Genomic DNA, 20,607 nt, shown 5'->3' on the forward strand with positions numbered 1-20,607 from the left:
CCCGAGGGTGGACCGATGACGGTGGCGGTGCTGTCCGACGTCCACGGGGTGCTCCCCGCGCTCGAGGCTGTCCTGGCGGAGCCGGACGTCGAGGCGGCGGACCGGATCGTGCTGCTCGGCGACGTCCTCGCCGGGCCGATGCCGGTGGAGACGCTCGAGCGGTTGTCGTCGCTCGGTTCGCGGGCGGTGTGGGTGCGCGGCAACGCCGACCGCGAGCTGGCGGCGTCCGCGCGCGGGGCCGGCGACTTCGTCCCGGACCCGATCTTCCCGTGGGCGGCCCGGCAGCTGCGTCCCGCTCAGCTGCCGTTCCTGGACGCGCTGCCCTTGACGGTGTCCCTGGACGGCGTCCTGTACTGCCACGCGACCCCGCGCGACGACGCGGAAATCGTGCTCGTCGACAGCCCGCTCGACCGGTGGGCCGAGGTCCTGGCGGGGGTCACCGAGGACGTCGTCGTCTGCGGGCACACGCACATGCCGTTCGTGCGGCTGGCCGACCGGCGGCTGATCGTCAACCCCGGCAGCGTCGGCATGCCTTACGGCGCAAGGGGTGCGCACTGGGCCCTGCTCGGCGACGGCGTCGAGCTGCGGCGCACGGAGTACGACGCGGAGGCGGCGTGCCGGTTCCTCGCGGAGCACTGCGCGTACCCGGACATCGAGGAGTGGGCGGACTTCTTCGTCCGCAACCCGGCTTCGGACGCGGAAGCGCTGCGGGTGTTCAGCGGGCGCGGAACGAGTTCCACATGATGACCGCGGCGTAGGGCAGGAACTCGCGGCCGCGGCGCCAGAGCCACGGGATCCCCTTGAGCACCAGCCACCCCGCGTGCCCCGCGGCGCTGGGCTCGACGCCGCCGCTGCAGGTGAGGCTCACCGGTTCCGGCACGGCGAACCCGGCACCGGCGAGCAGCCCGGTGAAGCCCGCCGCGAGCATGCGGTGGCCGAGTTCGGAGGGGTGCAGGCGATCGACGCTCCACGAGGCCAGCTCGTAGGCGCCGGGCAGCCGGTCGAGGTCGAGGCACGGCACGCCTTCGCGAGCGACGACGTCGTCGATGGCCGCGTTCAGCTCGGCGACCCGGGCGCTCAGCGCGCGCTTCAGCGACGGCGGGAGGCGGAACACCTTGCTGTGGTCGTGGAACCGGACGGGCACCACGGTCGTCCCCGTGGCGCGGAGGCGGTGGATCACCTCGGTGAGGTCGGCCGCGATGCGCGCGGCGTCGAAGTCCGGGCGCAGGGTGTCGTTCATCCCGGCGACGAGCAGCGCGACATCCGCCCGGTGCGCGACGGCGGCGGGAACCTGCTCGGTGAGCACGCACCGCATCCGCGCCCCGGTGAAGGAGGGGTTGAGGTACCCGTCATCGGCCACCCCGAGCGCGGCGGCGACGAGCGGGCCGACCCCGCGCCACCCACCCCGCCGGGGCAGCGGATCCCCCAGCCCGACGGCGGTGGAATCCCCGAGCACGACGAGCCGCCGCGCGGGCTTGAGCTCCGGAACGGCCGCGAGCACGGGCCGGGAGGGTTCGGGAGTGACTTCGACACCGATCACGGTCACGCCCCCGACCATCGGCCACGGAGGCTCACGGCCGGTGAGGACGAGGTAACGCGACTTCGACACCGCGCCTAATTCTTGACGCTCACCTCACAGGGTGCCGGAAATGTCCTGTCCGCCGGACCCTCGAGCGCCCCAAGGCGGCCTTGGTTGCGTCTGACGCACCGAAGGCCGCCTTGGGTGCTTCAGACGCACCGAAGGCCACATTGGGGCGCTCGGGGTCAGCGGAAAGCCGGGTAGAACGCCAGGTCCGCGTGCGGCCCCAACCGGGCCGCCAGTGCCGCCGCCACCCTCGCCGCGAACTCCGATACCGCCGTCATGCGCACGTACCCCGCGTGCCTCGCCAGGTCGCGCCACCACGTCACGAACGCCGCCTCGCGGCTCACCGGGGCCGCGTGGCGCGAGAGGTCCAGTGAGGCCAGCTCCTCGCCCGTGATGAGCCACACCCGCAGCAGCTCACTGGCCGTCAGGTGCGCGGCCAGTGCCTCGTCGTCGGCGAACGCCGGCCAGACGCCCACCACCTCCGCGCGCCAGGCCGCGATCATCGCCTCGCTCATGCCCGCCGGGAGGGCGAGCGCGTCCGGCCAGCTCGCGAACGGGAGCCTCAGGTGCGCCGCGTCGACCAGGGCCGAGCGGACGCAGCCGTATTCGAAGTCCAGGAAGCGGACGCCCTCGCCGGTCACCAGGTTGTTGTCCGGGCTGAGCTCGACCGGGCTGAACGCGCGGAAGCCCGCCGACCGGGACTGCTCCAGGGACATCGTCACCGCGGCGCGGACCGCGTCCGGGACCGGGATGCCCAGGCGCTCCTGGATCACCGGCGGCACGGCCGCGCACAGCGCGTCGACGTCGCTCTCGTCGCCCTTCGCCGGGCCGCCGAGGCGCCGCAGCAGGGCGTTGAAGTCCGCTTCGCGGCCCGCGGTGTTCGCGTGCAGCCGGCCCAGCGAACGAGCCCAGGACAGCAGCGCGCGCTCGGCCGCGCGGGAGTCACGCGCGTAGAGCTTGTCCTCCAGCGTCGGCGTGCGGCCGAGGTCCTCCAGCACCAGCGCGCGGTCGCGGCCGTCGTGGGCGAGCAGTTCCGGGCACATCCGCTCGTCCGGAGCCAGCGCCGTGAACAGCTGGTAGCTGACCGCCTCCTGGGCGAACGGGTCGGCGCCCGGGCCCGGCGGGTCCGGGTAGTGCTTGACGACCACGGTGCGCGGCAGCGCGAACGACGACGACACCACCCGGGCGCGGACCACCGTCGCCGGCCCGCTCCCCGCGAGGTCCTCGGGGGCGACGAGGGTGATGGCGCTGCCGAACCGGCGTGAGAGAACGGACTCGCCCGCCGCGACCGCGGCGGCGACGGCGAGTTGCCCGGCTCCTGCCCCGACCCCAGCATCGCCGGTGGAGGAGGTGTCGACTGTCATTGTCACCGACCCTACTCGTGACTGAGCAACCATGACTACTGAGATCCGGACAAGAAGACGCATCCCGCCCGGATGCGGTCACCCGCGTGAAAGCGGACGCGTCCCCACCGGTAAACGTTGCCCATTCCGGCGCACGATCAACACAATGGCCGAAGCTGCAACGATTCCGAGAAGGTTCACGAGCAGCTGTCCCACCGATTGGAGGCATCGGCTCCACTCCCCCGCCACCGCCGCCACCATCGCGTAACCCGCGGCGGGAACCGTGGTGACCGAAATGAACACGCCCACCAGCGCGGCCGATTTCGCCGACGTCATGGCGAGCATGCCCGCGGCGCCGGCGAGCATCGCCACCACCAGGGACGGCACCCCGACCGAGAAGACGAAGTCGACGTCGTTGTGCTGTTTCAGCTCGAACGCCGCCGTCCCGAAGACGTCGGTCACCCGGACCAGCAGCGCGCCGCCGAGCGTGACCACCATCGCCAGCGGGAAACCGACGCCGAGCGCGGCGCCCGCCAGCCGGACGAGGTCCCAGCGCCGCAGCACCAGCCCCACCGCGAGCGCGGCCAGCGGGCCGAACTCCGGCCCGACGACCATCGCGCCGACGATCGTCACCGCGGAGTCCGTCAGCACGCCGACCGCGGCCAGCAGGCAGGCGATGGTGAGGAACGCCAGGAACGTCACGTTGAGCCGCGACTCCTCGCCGGACCGCGCGACCAGCTCGTCCCACACCACGGCGTCCGCGCCTTCGCCGGGCGCGGCCGCTTCCGCCGTGTCGGCGGCGTCCGAGAGCGCCGTGTCGAGCGCTTCGAGCGTGATGCCGCCGGTGTGGTCGAGCTCGAGCACGCAGAGCGCTTCGAGGATCTCGTCCGCCGCCTCGCGCGCGATGTCGGCCTCGACCAGGTCGCCTTCGGGCGAGACGGCGGCACCGCGGTGCACGATCAGGTGCGCCGTCCCGGCGTGCGCCCGCAGGATGTCGAGCGCCTCGGCGGTCTTCTCCGGCGGGCACACGGCCCTCAGGTGCAGCACTAGTTCTGCGGGGCGGGTGCCGGCTTCGCGTCGATGCCGGCTTCCTTGCGCTGCTGCGCCGTGATCGGCGCGGGCGCCGCGGTCAGCGGGTCGTAGCCGCCGCCGGTCTTCGGGAACGCGATCACGTCACGCAGCGAGTCGGCCTTGGCCAGCAGCATGACGATGCGGTCCCAGCCGAACGCGATGCCGCCGTGCGGCGGGGGGCCGAAGGCGAAGGCGTCGAGCAGGAAGCCGAACTTCTCCTGCGCCTCCTCCTCGCCGAGGCCCATCAGGCTGAAGACGCGCTTCTGGACGTCGCCGCGGTGGATACGGATCGAGCCGCCGCCGATCTCGTTGCCGTTGCAGACGATGTCGTAGGCGTAGGCCAGCGCGTTGCCCGGGTCCTGCTCGAACTTGTCGATCCACTCCGGGGTCGGCGAGGTGAAGGCGTGGTGCACGGCGGTCCACTTGCCGGAGCCGACGGCGACGTCGTCGCCGATGTCCTCGACCGGCGCGAACAGCGGCGCGTCGACGACCCAGACGAACGACCAGGCGTTTTCGTCGATCAGGCCGAGGCGCTTGCCGATCTCGTCGCGCGCGGCGCCGAGCAGCGGCTGCGTCGACGCGGCCTTCCCTGCCGAGAAGAAGATGCAGTCACCCGGCTTGGCCCCGGCAGCCTGGGCGACGTTCTCGCGCTCGGTCTCGGACAGGTTCTTCGCGACCGGGCCGCCGAGCGTGCCGTCCTCGTTGACGAGGATGTACGCGAGGCCCTTCGCGCCGCGCTGCTTCGCCCACTCCTGCCACGCGTCGAGCTGGCGGCGCGGCTGGTCGGCGCCGCCCGCCATCACGACCGCGCCGACGTAGGGCGCCTGGAACACGCGGAACGGCGTGTCGGCGAAGAACTCCGTCATGTCGGTGATTTCGAGGTCGAAGCGCAGGTCCGGCTTGTCCGAGCCGTACTTGGCCATGGCCTCGTGGTAGGTGATGCGCGGGATCGGCCGCGGGATCTCGTGCCCGATCAGCTTCCACAGCGCGGAGACGATCTGCTCGCCGATGTCGATGACGTCGTCCTGCTCGACGAAGCTCATCTCGATGTCGAGCTGGGTGAACTCCGGCTGGCGGTCGGCGCGGAAGTCTTCGTCGCGGTAGCAGCGGGCGATCTGGTAGTACCGCTCCATGCCGCCGACCATGAGCAGCTGCTTGAACAGCTGCGGCGACTGCGGCAGCGCGTACCAGGAGCCGGGCTTGAGCCGCGCCGGCACCAGGAAGTCGCGCGCGCCTTCCGGCGTCGAGCGGGTCAGCGTCGGGGTCTCGATCTCGACGAAGTCCTGGGCGTGCAGCACCTCGCGCGCGGCGCGGCTGACCTCGCTGCGCAGGCGCATGGCCGCGGCCGGGGCGCTGCGGCGCAGGTCGAGGTAGCGGTGCTTGAGGCGGACCTCTTCGCCGACGTCGACGCGGTCGTCGATCGGGAACGGCAGCGGCGCGGACTCCGACAGCACGTCGAGCTCGGTCGCCAGGACCTCGATCTCGCCGGTGGGGATCTCGGCGTTCGCGTTGCCCTCGGGGCGCTTCGCGACCTCGCCGACGATCTTGACGCAGAACTCGGAGCGCAGCGCGTGCGCGCGCTCGGCCATCTCGCCCTCGCGGAAGACGACCTGGGCGACGCCGCTGGCATCCCTCAGGTCGATGAAGATGACGCCGCCGTGATCGCGCCGCCGGGCCACCCATCCGGTGAGGGTGACGGTCTGTCCGGCCTGTCCGGCACGCAAGGTGCCGGCTTGGTGGGTGCGGAGCACTGCGACTGCTCTCCTTCGAGATGGGCTTCCAGCGGCGGTTGTCGCCGATCCAAGGCTAACGAACCGCCCACCCTACGACGTCGGCGGGCGCTCGCTTCAGAGGACGTACTTCGGGCGGGCTTCCAGCGCCGCCACCAGCCGGTGCGCCTGGGCCAGGTACGCCGCCACCTGGTAGATCCGGCCGCCCGGGTGCGCGACCAGCCAGCTCGCCGCGGCCGACGCCGAGGCGAAGAACGGCTGGCCCGCGCAGGCCACGCCGTCGACGTCCGCCAGGCCGAAGCCGAGGTCGATCGCGGCCACCACCGCGGTCGGCGGGTCGGCCTGCAGGATCGCGTGGGAGACCAGGTCGATCCGGATGTGGGTGCCGGTGACCGGGCACACCGCGGCCGCGTGCACGCGCTCGCCGGTGGCGATGGCCAGCAGGAACATGTCGACGGACCCGTCAGGGCCCGCGCCGAGGGTGCCTTCGGCCGGCTCCAGCCGGTGGTGGGCGCCGCGCGGGGCCGGGCCGGTCGAAACCAGATCGCGGTGCAAGGTGAAGCCGATCAGCTCGACCAGCCGCCGGGCTTCGGCGGGGGTGACCCCGACGATCGCGGCCAGCCGGTCGACGCCGACGGGGTGCCGGCCGGCCCGGGTCAGCTTCAGCGCGGCCCAGGCGAGCCGGGCCGCCGCGACGCGGTCGGTCTGCGAGGTCGTCACCGTCCGCTCCTTCCGGATTCGATCCCTTCGACGTTAGGCGCCGGTGACATGGGGTGACAACGACACGATCGGACATTTTCCCGCAAGCGCAGGACAGCGCGGCGCACCGGGCGCCGGATTACGTCGAACGGCGCAGTGCGTCACCCGGATGGTCCACAGTGGACCGTCAAAGCAGGCGCAGCTGCTCCGCCGGCGTGGCCGGTTCCGGGGCCGCCGCCGGCTCGGGGTCGCGCGGGTCGTAGCCGGTCTTCGGGGCCAGCCCGTGGCGCCGCAGCAACGGCGCGACGCGCTCGGCGAGCCGCTCCCGGTACGCCTTCTGGACGTAGCTGCCCCGCGCGTACAGCTCCCGGTACCGCGGGACGAGCGCCGGGTACGAGCCGGCCAGCCAGCGGCCGAACCACTCGCGGGCGCCGGGCCGCAGGTGCAGCGGGAAGACCGTCACGCTCGACGCGCCGACGTCGGCGAGCTGCGCGAACAGCGCGTCGAGGGCCTCCGCGGAGTCGGTCAGCCACGGCAGCACCGGCGCCACCAGCACCGAGCACGGCAGCCCGGCGTCCCGGGCCTTGCGGACCAGCTCGAGCCGAGCCCGCGGGCTCGGCGTCCCGGGTTCGAGGCGGTGCTGGAGCTCGCCGTCGAGCAGCGCGATCGAGACCGCGAGCCCGACCGGCACGTCGGCGGCGACGTCCTGCAGCAGCGGCAGGTCCCGCGCCAGCACCGTGCCCTTCGTGAGCACCGACAGCGGCGTGCCGGAGCGCGCCAGCGCCGTGATGATGCCCGGCATCAGCCGGTAGCGGCCTTCCGCGCGCTGGTACGGGTCGGTGTTGGTGCCCATGGCGACGTGCTCGCGCCGCCACGACGGCTTCTTCAGCTGCGCGGTCAGCACCTGCGGGGCGTTGACCTTGACGACCACCTGGGTGTCGAAGTCGCGGCCGGCGTCGAAGTCGAGGTAGGTGTGGGTGTTCCGGGCGAAGCAGTTGTGGGACACCATGCCGTCGGCGATGAAGTCGCCGGTGCCGGTGGTGATGTCGAACAGCGGCAGCTGCAGGCCCAGCGGCTCGATCGCCTCGACGCGGCGGCGGCTCGCGCCGATCACCGTGCCGTCGAGCGACCGCTTCCACGTCACCGCCGGGTTGCTCAGGTGCAGGAACCGCAGGACTTCACCGGCGCCGCCGAGCAGCCGGACCTCCTGCCGCGACGGGAACTTCGGGACTTCGTCGAGCTGGCGCGCGAAGCCGAACCGGGCGAGCGCGGCGGCGACGGCGTCGGTGATCTCGGGTTCGTCGTGCGCGATCGTGAGGATGCCGCGGCCGAAGCCGCCCGCGAGGTCGAAGACGCCGGCGAGGAACCCGCGCTGCCAGTGCGCGTCCGGGTCCGGCGGCACCTTGAGGAACCCGACGGAGGCACCGAAATCGGGCAGGTACTCGAGCGCGCGGGCGGCGGCGTCCGGTTCCGCGGCGAACCCGCCGGAGCGCAGCATCCCGCAGAGGTAGCCGGCGCGGTACCCGAGTGTTTCGTCCGGGGTCGGCTCGAACCGCCCGACCCCGATGAGCTCGGTACCGGGCTCGAGGTGCGGCCGCTGGGCGGCGCCGAACTTGCTGCCGGTGACGTGCTTCCAGCCCTTGCTCGTGAGGAACCGGTGATCCCCGCCGGCGACGAGCCGCGTGCCGTCCTCGAGGGTCACCCGGTAGGCGGCGCGCAGGGTCGTCCAGTGCGCCTCGACCCGGGTGGGCACCAGCCGCCGGGCCGCGCCGTGGCCGCGGGTGCCGTAGATGGCGTCGCCGATCTTCAGCTCGGACAGCGCCTTGGTGCGGCCGTCCGCCATGAGGATCCGGGTGCCGCCTTCGAGGCAGTAGGTGCAGGCGTGGGAGCAGCCGCGGTAGGGGTTGACGGTCCAGCCGAAGGGCACGCCGGAGCCGGCGGGCACCTTGTTCAGCACCGAGCGCGCATGCACCTCGTGGAAGGTGACGCCGTCGAATTCCGGTGACCGCACGGACCGCACCAGGCCCTCCAGCCCGGGCAGTGCCGGCTCACCCTCCCCTGCCCGCTGCCGATCCCATCGCACGCGGCCAGTCGAACATACGTTCTAGTCGAGTGTCAAACCGGTTCCTCGCGGCCCCGCCGCCGCATGTGCCACTCAGGACGAGAAGCGGTCCAGAGCGCGGATCTTGTTCGTCGCGTCCAGTGCCGCCACCTTGTACGCCTCCGACAGCGTCGGGTAGTTGAACACCGCGTCCACCAGGTAGTCGACCGTGCCGCCGCAGCCCATCACCGCCTGTCCGATGTGGACCAGGTCGGTCGCGCCGGTGCCGAAGACGTGCACGCCGAGCAGCTTGCGGTCCGTCGTGGACACCAGCAGCTTGAGCATCCCGTAGCTGTCGCCGGTGATCTGCCCGCGCGCCAGCTCGCGGTACCGCGCGATGCCGACCTCGTACGGCACCGACGACGACGTCAGCTGCGCCTCCGTCGCACCGACGTACGAAATCTCCGGGATCGTGTAGATCCCGATCGGCTGCAGCGCGCCCAGGCCGTTCGCCGGTTCGCCGAACGCGTGGTACGCCGCGAGCCTGCCCTGGTCCATCGACGTCGCCGCCAGGGCCGGGAAGCCGATCACGTCGCCGACAGCGTAGATGTGCGGGACCTCGGTGCGGTAGTTCTCGTCGACCACCAGCCGGCCGCGGTTGTCGGCGGTCAGGCCCGCCGCTTCCAGGTTCAGCTCGCCGGTCAGGCCCTGGCGGCCCGCGGAGTACATGACGCCGTCGGCCGGGATGCGCTTGCCGCTGACCAGGGTCGTGATCGTGGCGTCGTCGGACACCGCGACGTCCGCGACCTTCTCGCCGAAGCGGAACGTGACGCCGAGGTCGCGCAGCTGGAACTTGAGCGACTCGACGATCTCCGGGTCGCAGAAGTCGAGCATCTGGTCGCGCTGCTCGACGACGGTGACGCGCGAGCCGAGCGCGGCGAACATCGACGCGTACTCGATCCCGATCACGCCGGCGCCGACCACCACGAGCGACGACGGGATCTGCTCGAGCCGCAGGATCTCGTCCGAGTCGAGGACGCGGGCGGCGTCGAAGTCGACGTGCGCGGGCCGCGCCGGGCGGGTGCCGGTGGCGATCACGACGTGGTCGCCGCTCAGCGTCCGGCGGTCGCCGGGGTGCTTGCTCTCGACGACCACGGTGTGCGGGTCGGCGAACGAGCCGGTGCCGGGGATGAGGTCGACGTGGTTGCGCATCAGCTGCGCGCGCACGACCTGGACCTCGCGCCCGACGACGTGCTGGGTGCGCGCCAGCAGGTCGGCGATCGTGATGTCCTGCTTGACGCGGTAGCTCGCGCCGTACAGCTCGCGCTGGTTCATCCCGGTCAGGTAGAGCACCGCTTCGCGCAGCGTCTTGGACGGGATCGTGCCGGTGTTGACGCACACCCCGCCGACCATGTCGTGCCGGTCCACGACCGCCACCCGTTTGCCGAGCTTCGCCGCGGCGATCGCGGCCTTCTGGCCCCCGGGGCCCGAACCGATGACGATGAGGTCGTACTCGTGCTCGCTCACGACGTCGAGCCTGCGCACCCGGGCGCCGCCGCGCAACCCCTCGCCGGTGAAGATCCGCGCACGACGCCGCCGCGGGGCTAGCGTGGCCGGGTGCTGCGGGTTTCGCTGCTGGGCGAGCAGGTGATCGCCGACGACGAGTCCGGTGCCGTGCTGACGCGGTCGCCGCGGTCGGTCGCGCTCGTGGCCTACCTCGTCGTGCACGCCGGGCTGGCGCAGCCGCGGCGGCGGATCGCCGGGCTGTTCTGGCCGGACTCCACCGACGCGCAGGCGCTCACCAACCTGCGCCGCGAGCTGCACCAGCTGCGCCGCGTGCTGGGCGACCCGCCGTCGCTGGCCGTCACCGGGCGCGACCTGTGCTGGCGTGACACGCCGTCGAGCCGCGTCGACGTGCGGGAGTTCGCCGCCGCCCACCGGGCCGCGCTGGCCGCCGGGGACGACGGCGGGCTCGCCCACGCGCACGCCGCGCTGGCCGCCTACCGCGGCGAGCTGCTGCCGGGGCTGGCCGACGACTGGGTACTGGCCGCCCGCGCCGAGCTGGACCGCCAGTGCGTCGAGCTGTGCGACCTGATCTGCCGGACGCCGTCGGGCGACCCGGCCGCCGCGCTCGCCGCCGCCCGCCGCCGGATCCGGCTCCGGCCACTGGAGGAGACCGGTTACCGGACGCTGATGGGGCTGCAGGCCGAGGCGGGCGACCGGGCGGGCGCGGTGAGCACCTACCACCGGTGCGCGTCGGTCCTCGAACGCGAGCTCGGCGTCGGCCCGGCCGAGCCGACCCGCGCGGCGCTGCGGCGGCTGCTCGCGCGGCCCGAGCCGGAGGTCCGGCGCGCGGCGGCGCCCGGGCTCGTCGGCCGGGCCGCCGAACTGGCCCGGCTGGGCGAAGCGTGGCGCACGGCTTCGGCGGGCCGGGCCGGGGTCGTCCTCGTCCGGGGCGACGCCGGGGTCGGCAAGACGCGGCTGGTCACCGAGCTCGCCGGGCTGGCGCGCGCGGACGGCGCCGTCGTGGCCGCCGGCCGCTGCTTCGGCTCGGCCGGACGGCTCCCGCTGGCCCCGGTCGCCGACTGGCTGCGCACGCCCGCGGTGCAGCGCGCGGCGGTGGCGCTCGACCCGGTGTGGCGCGCCGAAGTCGACCGGCTGCTGCCCGCCGCGCGCCCGGCCGCGGGCGGGCACCCGGCGGTCGACGCGTGGCAGCGCCTGCGGTTCTTCGAAGGGCTGGCCCGCGCGCTGACCGCCGGCGGGCAGCCGGTCCTGCTGGTGCTGGACAACGTCCAGTGGTGCGACGAAGAGACGGGTGCGTTCCTCGCGTTCTGCCTCGGTCTCCTGCCGGACGCGCCGCTGCTGGTCGCGGCCACATTGCGCGACGGCGATGTCGACGCCCGCGTCGAGTCCTGGACCACGCACCTGCGCGACGAAGGCAAGCTGACCGAGCTCGCACTGCGCCCGTTCGACGCCGATGGCACGGCCCGCCTCGGCGAAGCGGTCGCCGGCCGCCCACTGTCCCCCTCGGACCGGACGCTGCTCCACGCGGCCACCGGCGGGTTCCCGCTCTACGTCGTGGAAGCGTTGCGCGCCAATGCTTCCCCACCGTCCGGGCGGCTGAGCGGCGTCCTGCGGGCCCGGCTCGAACAGCCCGGTCCGGCCGCCCGCGAGGTGGCCGGGCTCGCCGCCGCGGCCGGGCGCGACTTCACCCTCGAACTGCTCACCGAGGCGAGCGACCTCGACGCCGACACCGTCGTCGACGCGGTCGACGAGCTGTGGCGGCGCCGGCTCGTGCGCGAGGTCGGCGGCGGCTACGACTTCACCCACGACCTGCTGCGCGACGCCGCCTACCAGCAGGTCAGCCCGCCGCGCCGGTGGCTGCTGCACCGGCGGCTGGCCCAGGGCCTGGAACTGCTGCACGCCGGGGACACCGACGCCGTGGCCGCGCAGCTGGCCGAGCAGTACGCGCGCGGCGGCCGCCCGGACCGCGCCGTCGAGCACTACCGGCGCGCCGCCGCCGTGGCCGCGCGGACGTTCGCCCACGCCGAGGCGATCCGGCTGCTGGGCGAGGCGCTGACGCTCGTCCGCGCGCGCCCGGCGAGCGGCAACCGCGACCGCGCGGAGCTCGCCGTCCTCGAAGCACTCGCCGGGCCGCTCAATGCCCGGCACGGCTACTCCTCCCCCGAGCTGCAGCACGTGCTGGAACGGTCGCTCGCGCTCGCGGAAGCGGTGGGCAGCAAGGATTCCGCGCTGACGGCGCTGCTGGAACTGTGGTCGTCCCGGTTCGTGCAGGGCCGGACCGCGCTGGCGCACGAGTCGGCCGAACGCGCGCTGACGCTCGTGCCCGGGACGAACCCCGCGCTGAGCGGCTCGGCGCATTTCATCGTGGCGGGCTCGTCGGTCAGCCTCGGGCGCCCGGCCGAGGGGCTGCGGCACTTCGAGCTGGGCGCCGAGCGCACGCGCGACGCGTCGACGTGGCCGATCGGCACCCGCCCGGACATCCACGGGCCGGCCTGGGCGGCGCACGCCCACTGGCTGCTCGGCCACGACGACGCCGCCGTGGCGAGCAGCGCCGAAGCCGTCGGCCGCGCCCGCGCGGCCGGCCACCCGTACAGCCTGACCATCGCGCTGGCCTACGCGGGCATCACCCACCAGCTGCGCCGCGACCGGCGGGCGCTGTGGGCGGCCGTCGCCGAGCTGCACGACCTGTGCGACCGGTACGGCTTCGCCTACTACCGCGAATGGGCGCTGGTGCTGGGCGGCTGGTCCCGCGGCGGCGCGGCCGGGCTGGCCGCGGCACAGGAAGGCGTCGCGAACCTCAAGGCCGAGGGCGCGTTCGCCCGGATGCCGTACTGGCTGACGCTGGTCGCCGACCTCTCGGCGCCCGAAGCGGCCCGCGCGACGCTGGACGCGGCGCTCGCCGCCGGGGAGGCCCGCGACGACCGCTGGTGGCTGCCGGAAGTGCTGCGGCTGCGAGCCGCGCACGACACTGATCCGGTCCCTCGCCTGCGGGCCGCCGCGGAGCTGGCCCGCGCCCACGGCAGCGTCGCCCTGCTGCGGCGGTGTGAGGCGGACCTGGGCGTTCGGGCCGCGTCCGGCCGGTCCTGAACGGGCCGAACGCTTCGCGAACGCCGCGTGCCTACCTTCGCCTCGGAACCGGGAAATCCGAGAGGGGCACCATGACCACCACCGCGTTACCGCACGAAGCCCTGGCCGCCACCCTGCGCGGCGACCTCGTCACGCCGGCGGACCCGGGCTACGACGAAGCCCGCGCCGTCTACAACGCCATGATCGACAAGCGCCCGGCGGCGATCGCTTACTGCCGCGACACCGCCGACGTCGTCGCCTGCGTCCGCTACGGCCGCGAGCGGGGGCTCGACCTCGCCGCGCGCGGCGGCGGCCACAACGCGGGCGGCCTCGGCGTCGCCGACGGCGCGCTGGTCATCGACCTGTCCGGGCTGCGCAGCACCACGGTCGACCCGGTCGGCCACACCGTGCGCGCCGACGCCGGCTGCACCTGGGGCGACGTCGACCACGCGACGGTCGCGTTCGGCATGGCGACGCCGTCGGGCATCGTCGGGTCCACCGGCGTCGCGGGCCTGACGCTGGGCGGCGGCATCGGCTACCTGGCCCGGCGCTTCGGCCTGACGGTCGACAACCTGCTCGGCGCGGACGTCGTCCTCGCGGACGGCTCCTTCGTGCACGCGTCGGAGTCTTCGCACCCCGACCTGTTCTGGGCCCTGCGCGGCGGCGGCGGCAACTTCGGCGTCGTCACGTCGTTCACGTTCCGCTGCCACGACATCGGCGAGCGCGGCTCGGTGCTCGGCGGGCCGGTGCTCTACGACCTGGACGACACGCCCCAGGTGCTGCGCTGGTACCGCGAACTGCTGCCGTCGCTGCCGGAGGAGGTCAACGGCTGGTTCGGGCTGCTGACCATCCCGCCGGCACCGCCGTTCCCCGAGCAGCTGTGGGGCCGCAAGGCGTGCGGCATCGTCTGGTGTTACACCGGCCCGCACGACAAGGCCGACGAAGTGCTGGCGCCCATCCGCTCGTTCGGCTCGCCACTGCTGGTGGGGCTGCACGAGATGCCCTACACCGCGCTGCAGGGCGCGTTCGACGCGCTGTACCCGCCGGGCCTGCAGTGGTACTGGCGCGCGGACGTGTTCCACGAGATCTCCGACGCGGCGATCGACGTCCACCTCAAGCACGGCGCGGCCCTGCCGACGATGCACTCGTCGATGCACCTGTACCCGATCGACGGCGCGGCGAGCCGGGTGGCACCGGGCGCGACGGCGTTCCCGCACCGCTCCGGCGGCTGGTCGGGCGTGATCGTCGGGGTCGACCCGTCCCCGGACCGCGCGGCGGAGATTTCCCAGTGGACGCGCGAGTACTGGGAGGAACTGCACCCGACGTCGGCGGGCGGGGCGTACGTCAACTTCATGATGGAGGAGGGCCAGGACCGCGTCCGCGCCTCGTACGGCACCAACTACGACCGCCTGGCGGCGGTGAAGCGCCGCTACGACCCGGCGAACGTGTTCCACGTCAACCAGAACATCCGCCCGGCGTAACGGCCGGTCAGGAGCGGAGGGTGCCGCGGCGGCGCTGCCAGTCGGTGACCGTGTCCAGACCGGACTCGATCTCCTCGGTGAGCAGCGCCGTCAGCTGGGCCTCGACGTCCGTGCCCAGCAGTTCCCCCACCCGGCCCAGCAGGGACAGCGCCTCCCACGGCGAAGCCGCCAACGTCCCGGCGGGCGCCCCGGGCTCCGGCGGGGCCAGGCCTTCCTCCAGCCCGAACCGCCCGGCCGCGAGCAGGGCCGCGACCACCAGGTGCGGTTGCGCGTCCGCGCCGGCGAAGCGGAACTCCAGGCGCGGGTCCGACGGCGGCCCGGCGACGCGCACCGCGGCCGTGCGGTCGTCGTGGCCCCAGCGGATCTCGCGCGGGGAGAACGGCGCCGTCCGCAGGCGCACGTAGCTGTTCCACGTCGGGGCCCACACCGCCGTCAGTGCCCGCGCGTCGCGCAGCACGCCCGCCAGGAAGCCGCCCAGCAGGTCCGGCGGTGAGCCGTCCACAGTGGACAGCGACAGGTGCACGTGGCCCGAATTGCCCTGCCCAGGCGCGGGTGCGGCCAGGTACGACGCGGACACCCCGTGGCGCGCGGCGGCCCGGCGCACGATCAGCTGCTGCAGCAGCACGTCGTCGCACGCCGACAGGGCGTCGCGGTGACGCAGCACGACCTCGTACTGCCCGGGATGGCATTCGGCGCGGGCGGATTCGACGCCCAGACCGGCTTCGTCCAAAGCGGACCGGACGTCGGACAGCAGCGGTGCCAGGCGTTCGGTGCCGCCGAGCGCGTAGTCGGTGCCGTGCGCGGTGAGCGGTTCCCCGTCCGCGCCCGTGAACACGACCTCGTGCTCGATGCCCACCGAGGGCACCAGCCCGAGCCCTTCCAGCGCCGCGAGCTGGCCGCGCAGCACCTCGCGCGGGGCGAGCTCGGCGAGCTGGCCGGTGGGCCACTCGGCGTCGCACACCACCGCCCACGTCCGGTCGCCGAGCGGGATCGCCGTCGCCGCGTCCGGCCGCATGCGCAGGTCGCCGAAGCCTTCGAGGTAGCCGCCCAGCACGCCGGACGCCGGCAGCGGCTCGCGGTCCGGCGTCCACGCGAAGACGTAACTGCAGACGCCGTAGCCGTCGTCGAGGACCGTGGCGGCGAACGGCGCGGCCAGCTCGACCGCGGCGAACCGGGCGTGCGGGTCGGGCACCAGCAGGAGCAGCCGCGCGCCGTCCTCCGCGAGCACTCCGCGCAGCACGGCCGTCCCCGCGTCCGCCGCGGCCTGGCGCGCGGCCAGCGACCGTGGGCCGGCCGGCCGCGCGAACGGCGTCACCACGCGCCGCCGGGGTCCGGGGCGTGCAGCGGGTTCGGCACCCGGCCCCACCGGACGTCGAACTCGTCGTCCCGCTCCACCTTGTCGAAACCCTGGCCCGCCAGGTGTTCCCGGTTGAGCGTCACGCGCTCGACGTCCGGGGCGAACAAGCGACAGGCGTCGAACCGCGCGGCCACGTCCGGGTTTTCGGCGCGGTAGCGCCCCACGACCTCGCGCACGAGCGCCCAGAACCGGGCCCGGGGCAGGCCGGTCTCGTCGAGCAGGACCTCGGCCCAGAACCGGAACTGGCCGGAGAACACCGAGCTGAACAGCGACTGCGCGAGCAGGTGCGCCGGCCAGCGCAACATGTCCGCGGCCGCCTCCGGCGGCAGCGACTCGTAGCTCTCCAGCCGCTCGTCGAGCAGGTCGACGCCCTGGGCGAAGTCCTTGATCAGCACCCGCCGCGGGAACCCGGCGCCGTCGACGACGAGGACCAGGTTCTGGCCGTGCGGGCAGAACCCGACGCCGTGGCGCAGCAGCCACTGCAGCAACGGCGTCAGCGTGAGGTCGAACAGCCGGGCCAGCCACGTCTCCGGGTCGTGGCGCCCGATCAGGTGCGTGAGCACGGAGCCGCCGCGAAGCCCGCGATAAGGCAAGGCGGCGAACGAAATCGCGCGTTCCCCGTCGGCGAGCGGGATCGGCTCGCGCCACAGCGCGCCCAGCGTCTCGTGGAAGCGGTACGGCAGTTCGTCCAGGTGGCCGAACAGCGGGTGCGTCACCGACACGCTCGCGACTTCGCCGAGCAGCCCGAACCGGTACTGCTCGCTCAGCAGCGGGTCCGCCGCGCTGATCCGGCGCAGCCACGTCGTCACCGACGGCCCGGCGAGCGTCGCGGCCGAATTGAGCCCGCGGTAGACGAGCGTGTTGCGCACCGAGACCGCGGTCTTGACGTCGTGGCGGCCCGGCGTGGTGACGTTGCCCAGGGTCCGGACCGTTTGGTGCGCGCGGTAGGCGTCGGCGCTCTCCCCGAGGTCGACCACGACGCCGGTGGCGAGCTCGGCGGCGTAGAGCGTGCCGAGGATCTCGTCGGCCTGCCAAGGGTGCACCGGCACCCAGACGTAGTCTTCCGGTGCCTTCCCGGCGAATTCCGCCCGCAGCGTCCCGAGTTCGCCGTCCAACAGGGCGTCCCGGGTCAGCCCCTCGACGCAGCGGAACTCGGCGTGGTCCGGGTGGACGGCGAACCAGCGCAACCGGACGTCCGCGCCCGCCTCGGGCGCGTAGCGGGCGCGATCGTGCGTGGAAAACCCGACGCGGCCCTTGTTCAGCACCAGCCGCGGGTGGCCGGTGAGGTGCCCGTCGGCGACGTTGTAGTCCATCGTGGACAGTGCCGCCGCGGTCGGGGCGCGGCGCAGCCGGGCGGCCTCGTTGGCGACCGTCGACGTCAGCTCGGCCAGCACGTCGGCCAGCCGCAACCCGCTGAGCCCCAGCACTTCCCTGGCGTCCACGACGAGGGTGCGCGGGTCGGTGACCGGCTCGCCGGACCGGCGCGCGCTGCCCGGTTCGACCGTCCAGGCGTCGAACGCGCCGCGTCGGGCCCGGAACGTGTAGCCGACCCCGCCCGGCAGCTCGAGCCGGTAGGAGTCGCCGTCGCCGTCCGGCTCCAGCAGGTGCTCGTAGGACAGCTCACCGAGCATCTTGTGCGCGATCAGGGCACCGGCCGCGCGCCAGGCGGCCGCCTCGTCGAGGGTCACTTGTCCTCCAGGCCGAACGTGGTGAAGGCGGTGCGGTCGGGCAGCTCGTGCACGGCCTTGCCACACACGGCGTTGAGGATCACGGCCGCCCGCCAGGCGCCGAGCCCGAGGTCGGGGGCGCCGGGGCCGTGGGTGTGCCGTTCCGCGTTCTGGACGTACAGCGCGCCCGGCACGTCGAGGGCGACGCGGTAGCCGGCGTCGACGACCAGGCGGCCTCGCCCGTCGCGGCGGACGGCGTCACCGAGCCCGGCCAGCAGCGGCCCGGTCGGTGCCTCGGCGTACCCGGTGGCCGCGACGACGGCGTCGGTGCGCAGGGCGCTTTCCCGCCCCTGCTGGGACTGCACCACACGCAGCTCGATCTGACCATCCACTGTGGACGAGTCGACGACCTCGACCCCCGGGGTCAGCACCGCACCCGGCGGGCCGGTGATGCTGCGGCGGTAGAGCTCGTCGTGGATCGCGGCGATCGTCTCGGCGTCGATCCCCTTGTACAGCTGCCATTGCGCGGGCAGCAGCCGGTCGCGGACGGCTTCGGGGAGGCCGTGGAAGTACGCGGTGTAGTCCGGGGTGAACTGTTCGAGGCCGAGCTTCGAGTACTCCATCGGCGCGAACGCGGGCGTCCGCGCGAGCCAGCGCAGGCCGTCCACAGTGGACCGCGAGCGCAGCAGGTCCAGGAACACCTCGGCGCCCGACTGCCCGGACCCGACGACCGTGACGCTCCCGGCGGCGAGCAGCTTTTCCCGGTGGGGCAGGTAATCCGCCGAGTGCAGCGCCAGGACACCGGGATCGGCGACGAGGTCGCGCAGCGGCTCCGGCACCGAAGGCACCGAGCCGACGCCGAGCACGACGTTGTCGGCGAGCACCGGTCCGGCTCCGGCGACCGTCAGCTCGAAGGCGTCGCCGGCCCAGCGGATGCCGGTGACCTCGTGCCCGAACCGGCACGACGGCATCCGGTCGGCGGCCCACCGGCCGTAGTCGTCGTATTCGGCGCGCGGCGGGTGGAACCGCTCGGCGAAGTAGAACGGGAGCAGCCGGCCGCGGTCGCGCAGGTAGTTGAGGAAGGAGAACGGGTTCGTCGGGTCGACCAGCGTCACCAGGTCGGCCAGGAACGGCACCTGCAGCGTCGCGCCCTCGACCAGCAGGCCGGGGTGCCAGCGGAACTCCGGGCGGGCGTCGAAGAACACCGCGTCCAGGCCGTCGACGCCGGTGGCCAGCGCCGCGAGCGACAGGTTGAACGGTCCGATCCCGACGCCCGCGAGGTGGTGGCGCCTCACGAAGCGACCGGGCTTTCCCGGCCGGCGACGAATTCGGCGCCCGCGGTGGCGGCGATGTGGTCGAGCAGCGGCCGGTACTCGGCGGCGGTGGTGTGCGGGTGCAGCAGCGTCAGCTTGAGCCACAGCTCGTCGGCGCCCCCGGGCCCGGTCGGGAGCGCGGCCCGGCCGATGACGGCGGTGCCGGCTTCGAGGAGCGCCCGGCGGACGCGCGCGACGAGCTCGTCCCCGCCACCGGCGTCGGCGACGACCGGCCGCAGGACCACAGTGGACAGTTCCGGCGCGCCCCACAGCCGGAGTCCGGGGTGCCGCTCGACGTACGCGGCGACGCCGGCCGCGGTGGCGCAGCAGCGTTCGACGAGCGCGCCGAGCCCCTCGGTCCCCAGCGCGCGCACGGTGACGGCCATCCGGAAGGCGTCCGGCCGCCGCGACGTCCGGATCGACCGGCCGAGCAGGTCCGGCAGCCCGGCTTCGGTGTCGTCGTCGGCGTTGAGGTACTCGGCCCGCACGGTCAGCGCGGCGAGATCGGCGGCTTCCCGCGCGGCGAACAGCCCGGCGGCGACCGGCTGCCAGCCGAACTTGTGCAGGTCGAGCGCGACGGAGTCGGCCAGCTCGAGCCCGGCGAGCTTGCCCTTGAGCGCGTCACTGCACAGGGCGGTGCCCCCGTAGGCGGCGTCGACGTGCAGGCGAGCGCCTTTACCGCGGCAGATCTCGGCGATTTCGAGGAGCGGGTCGAGGGTGCCGGTGTTGGTGGTCCCGGCGGTCGCGACGACGACGGTCCCCGGCGTGACGACCTCGGCGAGCGTCCCGGGCAGCATGCGATCGCCCGCGCACGGCACGACGATCGGGGCGGGCAGGCCGAGCAGCCAGGCGGCGCGGGCGACGCTGTGGTGGGCGTTGGCCCCGCAGACGGCTTGGACGACGCCGCTTTCGCGCGCGAGCAGCAGGCCGAGCAGGTTCGATTCGGTACCACCGGTCGTGACGACGGCGTCGGGGTCGCGGGCATCGGGGTAACACAACCGGGCGATCCCGGTGGTGAACTCGCGCTCGAGCTCACTGGCGACCGGCGCCTGGTCCCAGGAGTCCATGGAGGGGTTGAGCGCACTCGCGACGACATCGGCGGCCACGGAAACGGCGAGCGGCGGGCAGTGGAGGTGAGCGGCGCAGGCGGGATCAGCGGGATCGGCCGACCCGGCGGCGAGCAGGCGGCTGAGCTCTTCGAGAGCGGCTTCGGCTCCGACGCCGTGGCGCGGGAGGGCGCCGGGCGCGGGGGTTGGCGTGGGTTCGAGGGTGCCGAGGCCGGCTCGCGGCGCGTCGGCGAGCTCGAGGGCATCGCCGGCAGCAGGCTCTTGGACCCTCGCCGGGCCGGGTGCGTGGGCCGCGATCCGCTCCAGCCCATCGCCACCATCGGCGCCGTAGCCGGAGGTCGGCTCAAGGGCGCCGAGCTCGGCCGGCCACGCCTCGGCGGGCGCGAGCGCACCGGCCGGGGTGCCGAGGTCGGCCTGGGGTGCACCGGCGGGCTCGAAGGCGGCAGCGTGACCAGCGGCAGGTTCGAAGGCACCGGCCGGGGTTCCGAGGCCGGCCTGGGGTGCACCGGCGGGCTCGAAGGCGGCAGCGTGACCGGCGGCAGGTTCGACGGCATCGGCCGGCTCGCCAACCCCCGCCGAACCACCCGATCGGGCCGACTCCGCCGCCTCACCTTCGCCGTGCTCGGCCATCAGCGCCGCGGCCACCGCGGCTGGGCCGCCGGC

General features: G+C 74.0%; 14 protein-coding genes. 3 read left to right on the plus strand and 11 right to left on the minus strand.

The genetic code is table 11. The features are described from left to right. Nucleotides 1–15: 15 nt before the first annotated feature. Nucleotides 16–744 carry a metallophosphoesterase family protein gene (locus SD460_RS36465; RefSeq protein ID WP_290060261.1) on the plus strand — a complete coding sequence of 243 codons (729 nt, stop codon included), beginning with the start codon at nt 16–18 and terminating at the stop codon, nt 742–744. On the opposite strand, the gene SD460_RS36470 is transcribed toward SD460_RS36465, so the two are convergent. The 7 genes from SD460_RS36470 to sthA all read right to left on the minus strand — a co-directional run bounded on the left by SD460_RS36470 (nt 716) and on the right by sthA (nt 9,996). Then, entirely contained in the window at nt 716–1,558 is an 843-nt protein-coding gene (locus tag SD460_RS36470; RefSeq protein WP_290060267.1) for an SGNH/GDSL hydrolase family protein, read from the minus strand. The genes SD460_RS36465 and SD460_RS36470 overlap by 29 nt on opposite strands. Nucleotides 1,559–1,764: 206 nt before the next feature. Then, nucleotides 1,765–2,949 carry a phosphotransferase gene (locus tag SD460_RS36475; RefSeq protein WP_318307374.1) on the minus strand — a complete coding sequence of 395 codons (1,185 nt, stop codon included), beginning with the start codon at nt 2,947–2,949 and terminating at the stop codon, nt 1,765–1,767. A gap of 78 nt (nt 2,950–3,027) precedes the next feature. Beyond that, nucleotides 3,028–3,975 (minus strand): DUF389 domain-containing protein, encoded by a 948-nt coding sequence (locus tag SD460_RS36480; protein WP_290060259.1) that lies wholly within the window; start codon nt 3,973–3,975, stop codon nt 3,028–3,030. Beyond that, nucleotides 3,975–5,750 carry an aspartate--tRNA ligase gene (aspS, locus tag SD460_RS36485; RefSeq protein ID WP_290060258.1) on the minus strand — a complete coding sequence of 592 codons (1,776 nt, stop codon included), beginning with the start codon at nt 5,748–5,750 and terminating at the stop codon, nt 3,975–3,977. Before aspS ends, SD460_RS36480 begins: the two co-directional genes overlap by 1 nt. A 96-nt stretch (nt 5,751–5,846) precedes the next feature. After that, a complete protein-coding gene (gene merB / locus SD460_RS36490; RefSeq protein WP_290060256.1) occupies nt 5,847–6,449 on the minus strand; it encodes an organomercurial lyase in 603 nt (200 codons plus the stop codon). A gap of 166 nt (nt 6,450–6,615) precedes the next feature. Beyond that, nucleotides 6,616–8,511, minus strand: a complete 1,896-nt coding sequence (locus SD460_RS36495; RefSeq protein WP_318307375.1) for an intein-containing Rv2578c family radical SAM protein — start codon at nt 8,509–8,511, stop codon at nt 6,616–6,618. 72 nt (nt 8,512–8,583) lie between these two features. Beyond that, complete coding sequence (gene sthA / locus SD460_RS36500) at nt 8,584–9,996, minus strand: Si-specific NAD(P)(+) transhydrogenase (protein WP_290060254.1); 1,413 nt, start codon at nt 9,994–9,996, stop codon at nt 8,584–8,586. 90 nt (nt 9,997–10,086) lie between these two features. Here sthA and SD460_RS36505 point away from each other — a divergent pair, with 90 nt between their 5' ends. Continuing rightward, nucleotides 10,087–13,080 (plus strand): ATP-binding protein, encoded by a 2,994-nt coding sequence (locus SD460_RS36505; RefSeq protein ID WP_318307376.1) that lies wholly within the window; start codon nt 10,087–10,089, stop codon nt 13,078–13,080. A gap of 71 nt (nt 13,081–13,151) precedes the next feature. Beyond that, nucleotides 13,152–14,540 (plus strand): FAD-binding oxidoreductase, encoded by a 1,389-nt coding sequence (locus SD460_RS36510; RefSeq protein WP_290057398.1) that lies wholly within the window; start codon nt 13,152–13,154, stop codon nt 14,538–14,540. Between the two features lie 7 nt (nt 14,541–14,547). Here SD460_RS36510 and SD460_RS36515 read toward each other — a convergent pair whose 3' ends face one another. From SD460_RS36515 to SD460_RS36530, 4 genes are read right to left on the minus strand one after another with little or no spacing between them, the layout of a single operon-like run. After that, on the minus strand, nt 14,548–15,855 hold the full coding sequence (locus SD460_RS36515; RefSeq protein ID WP_290057425.1) for a type I glutamate--ammonia ligase: 1,308 nt from the start codon (nt 15,853–15,855) through the stop codon (nt 14,548–14,550). Then, the gene (locus SD460_RS36520) at nt 15,852–17,585 is read right to left on the minus strand and encodes an IucA/IucC family protein (RefSeq protein ID WP_318307377.1); all 1,734 of its coding nucleotides are present in this window, start codon (nt 17,583–17,585) and stop codon (nt 15,852–15,854) included. The genes SD460_RS36515 and SD460_RS36520 overlap by 4 nt, the downstream gene beginning before the upstream one ends. Then, nucleotides 17,582–18,859 carry a lysine N(6)-hydroxylase/L-ornithine N(5)-oxygenase family protein gene (locus SD460_RS36525; RefSeq protein ID WP_318307378.1) on the minus strand — a complete coding sequence of 426 codons (1,278 nt, stop codon included), beginning with the start codon at nt 18,857–18,859 and terminating at the stop codon, nt 17,582–17,584. The genes SD460_RS36520 and SD460_RS36525 overlap by 4 nt, the downstream gene beginning before the upstream one ends. Further along, entirely contained in the window at nt 18,856–20,241 is a 1,386-nt protein-coding gene (locus SD460_RS36530; protein WP_438860637.1) for a pyridoxal phosphate-dependent decarboxylase family protein, read from the minus strand. Before SD460_RS36530 ends, SD460_RS36525 begins: the two co-directional genes overlap by 4 nt. Between the last annotated feature and the right edge of the window lie 366 nt (nt 20,242–20,607).

Source organism: Amycolatopsis solani, from assembly GCF_033441515.1.
GTDB lineage: Bacteria > Actinomycetota > Actinomycetes > Mycobacteriales > Pseudonocardiaceae > Amycolatopsis > Amycolatopsis solani.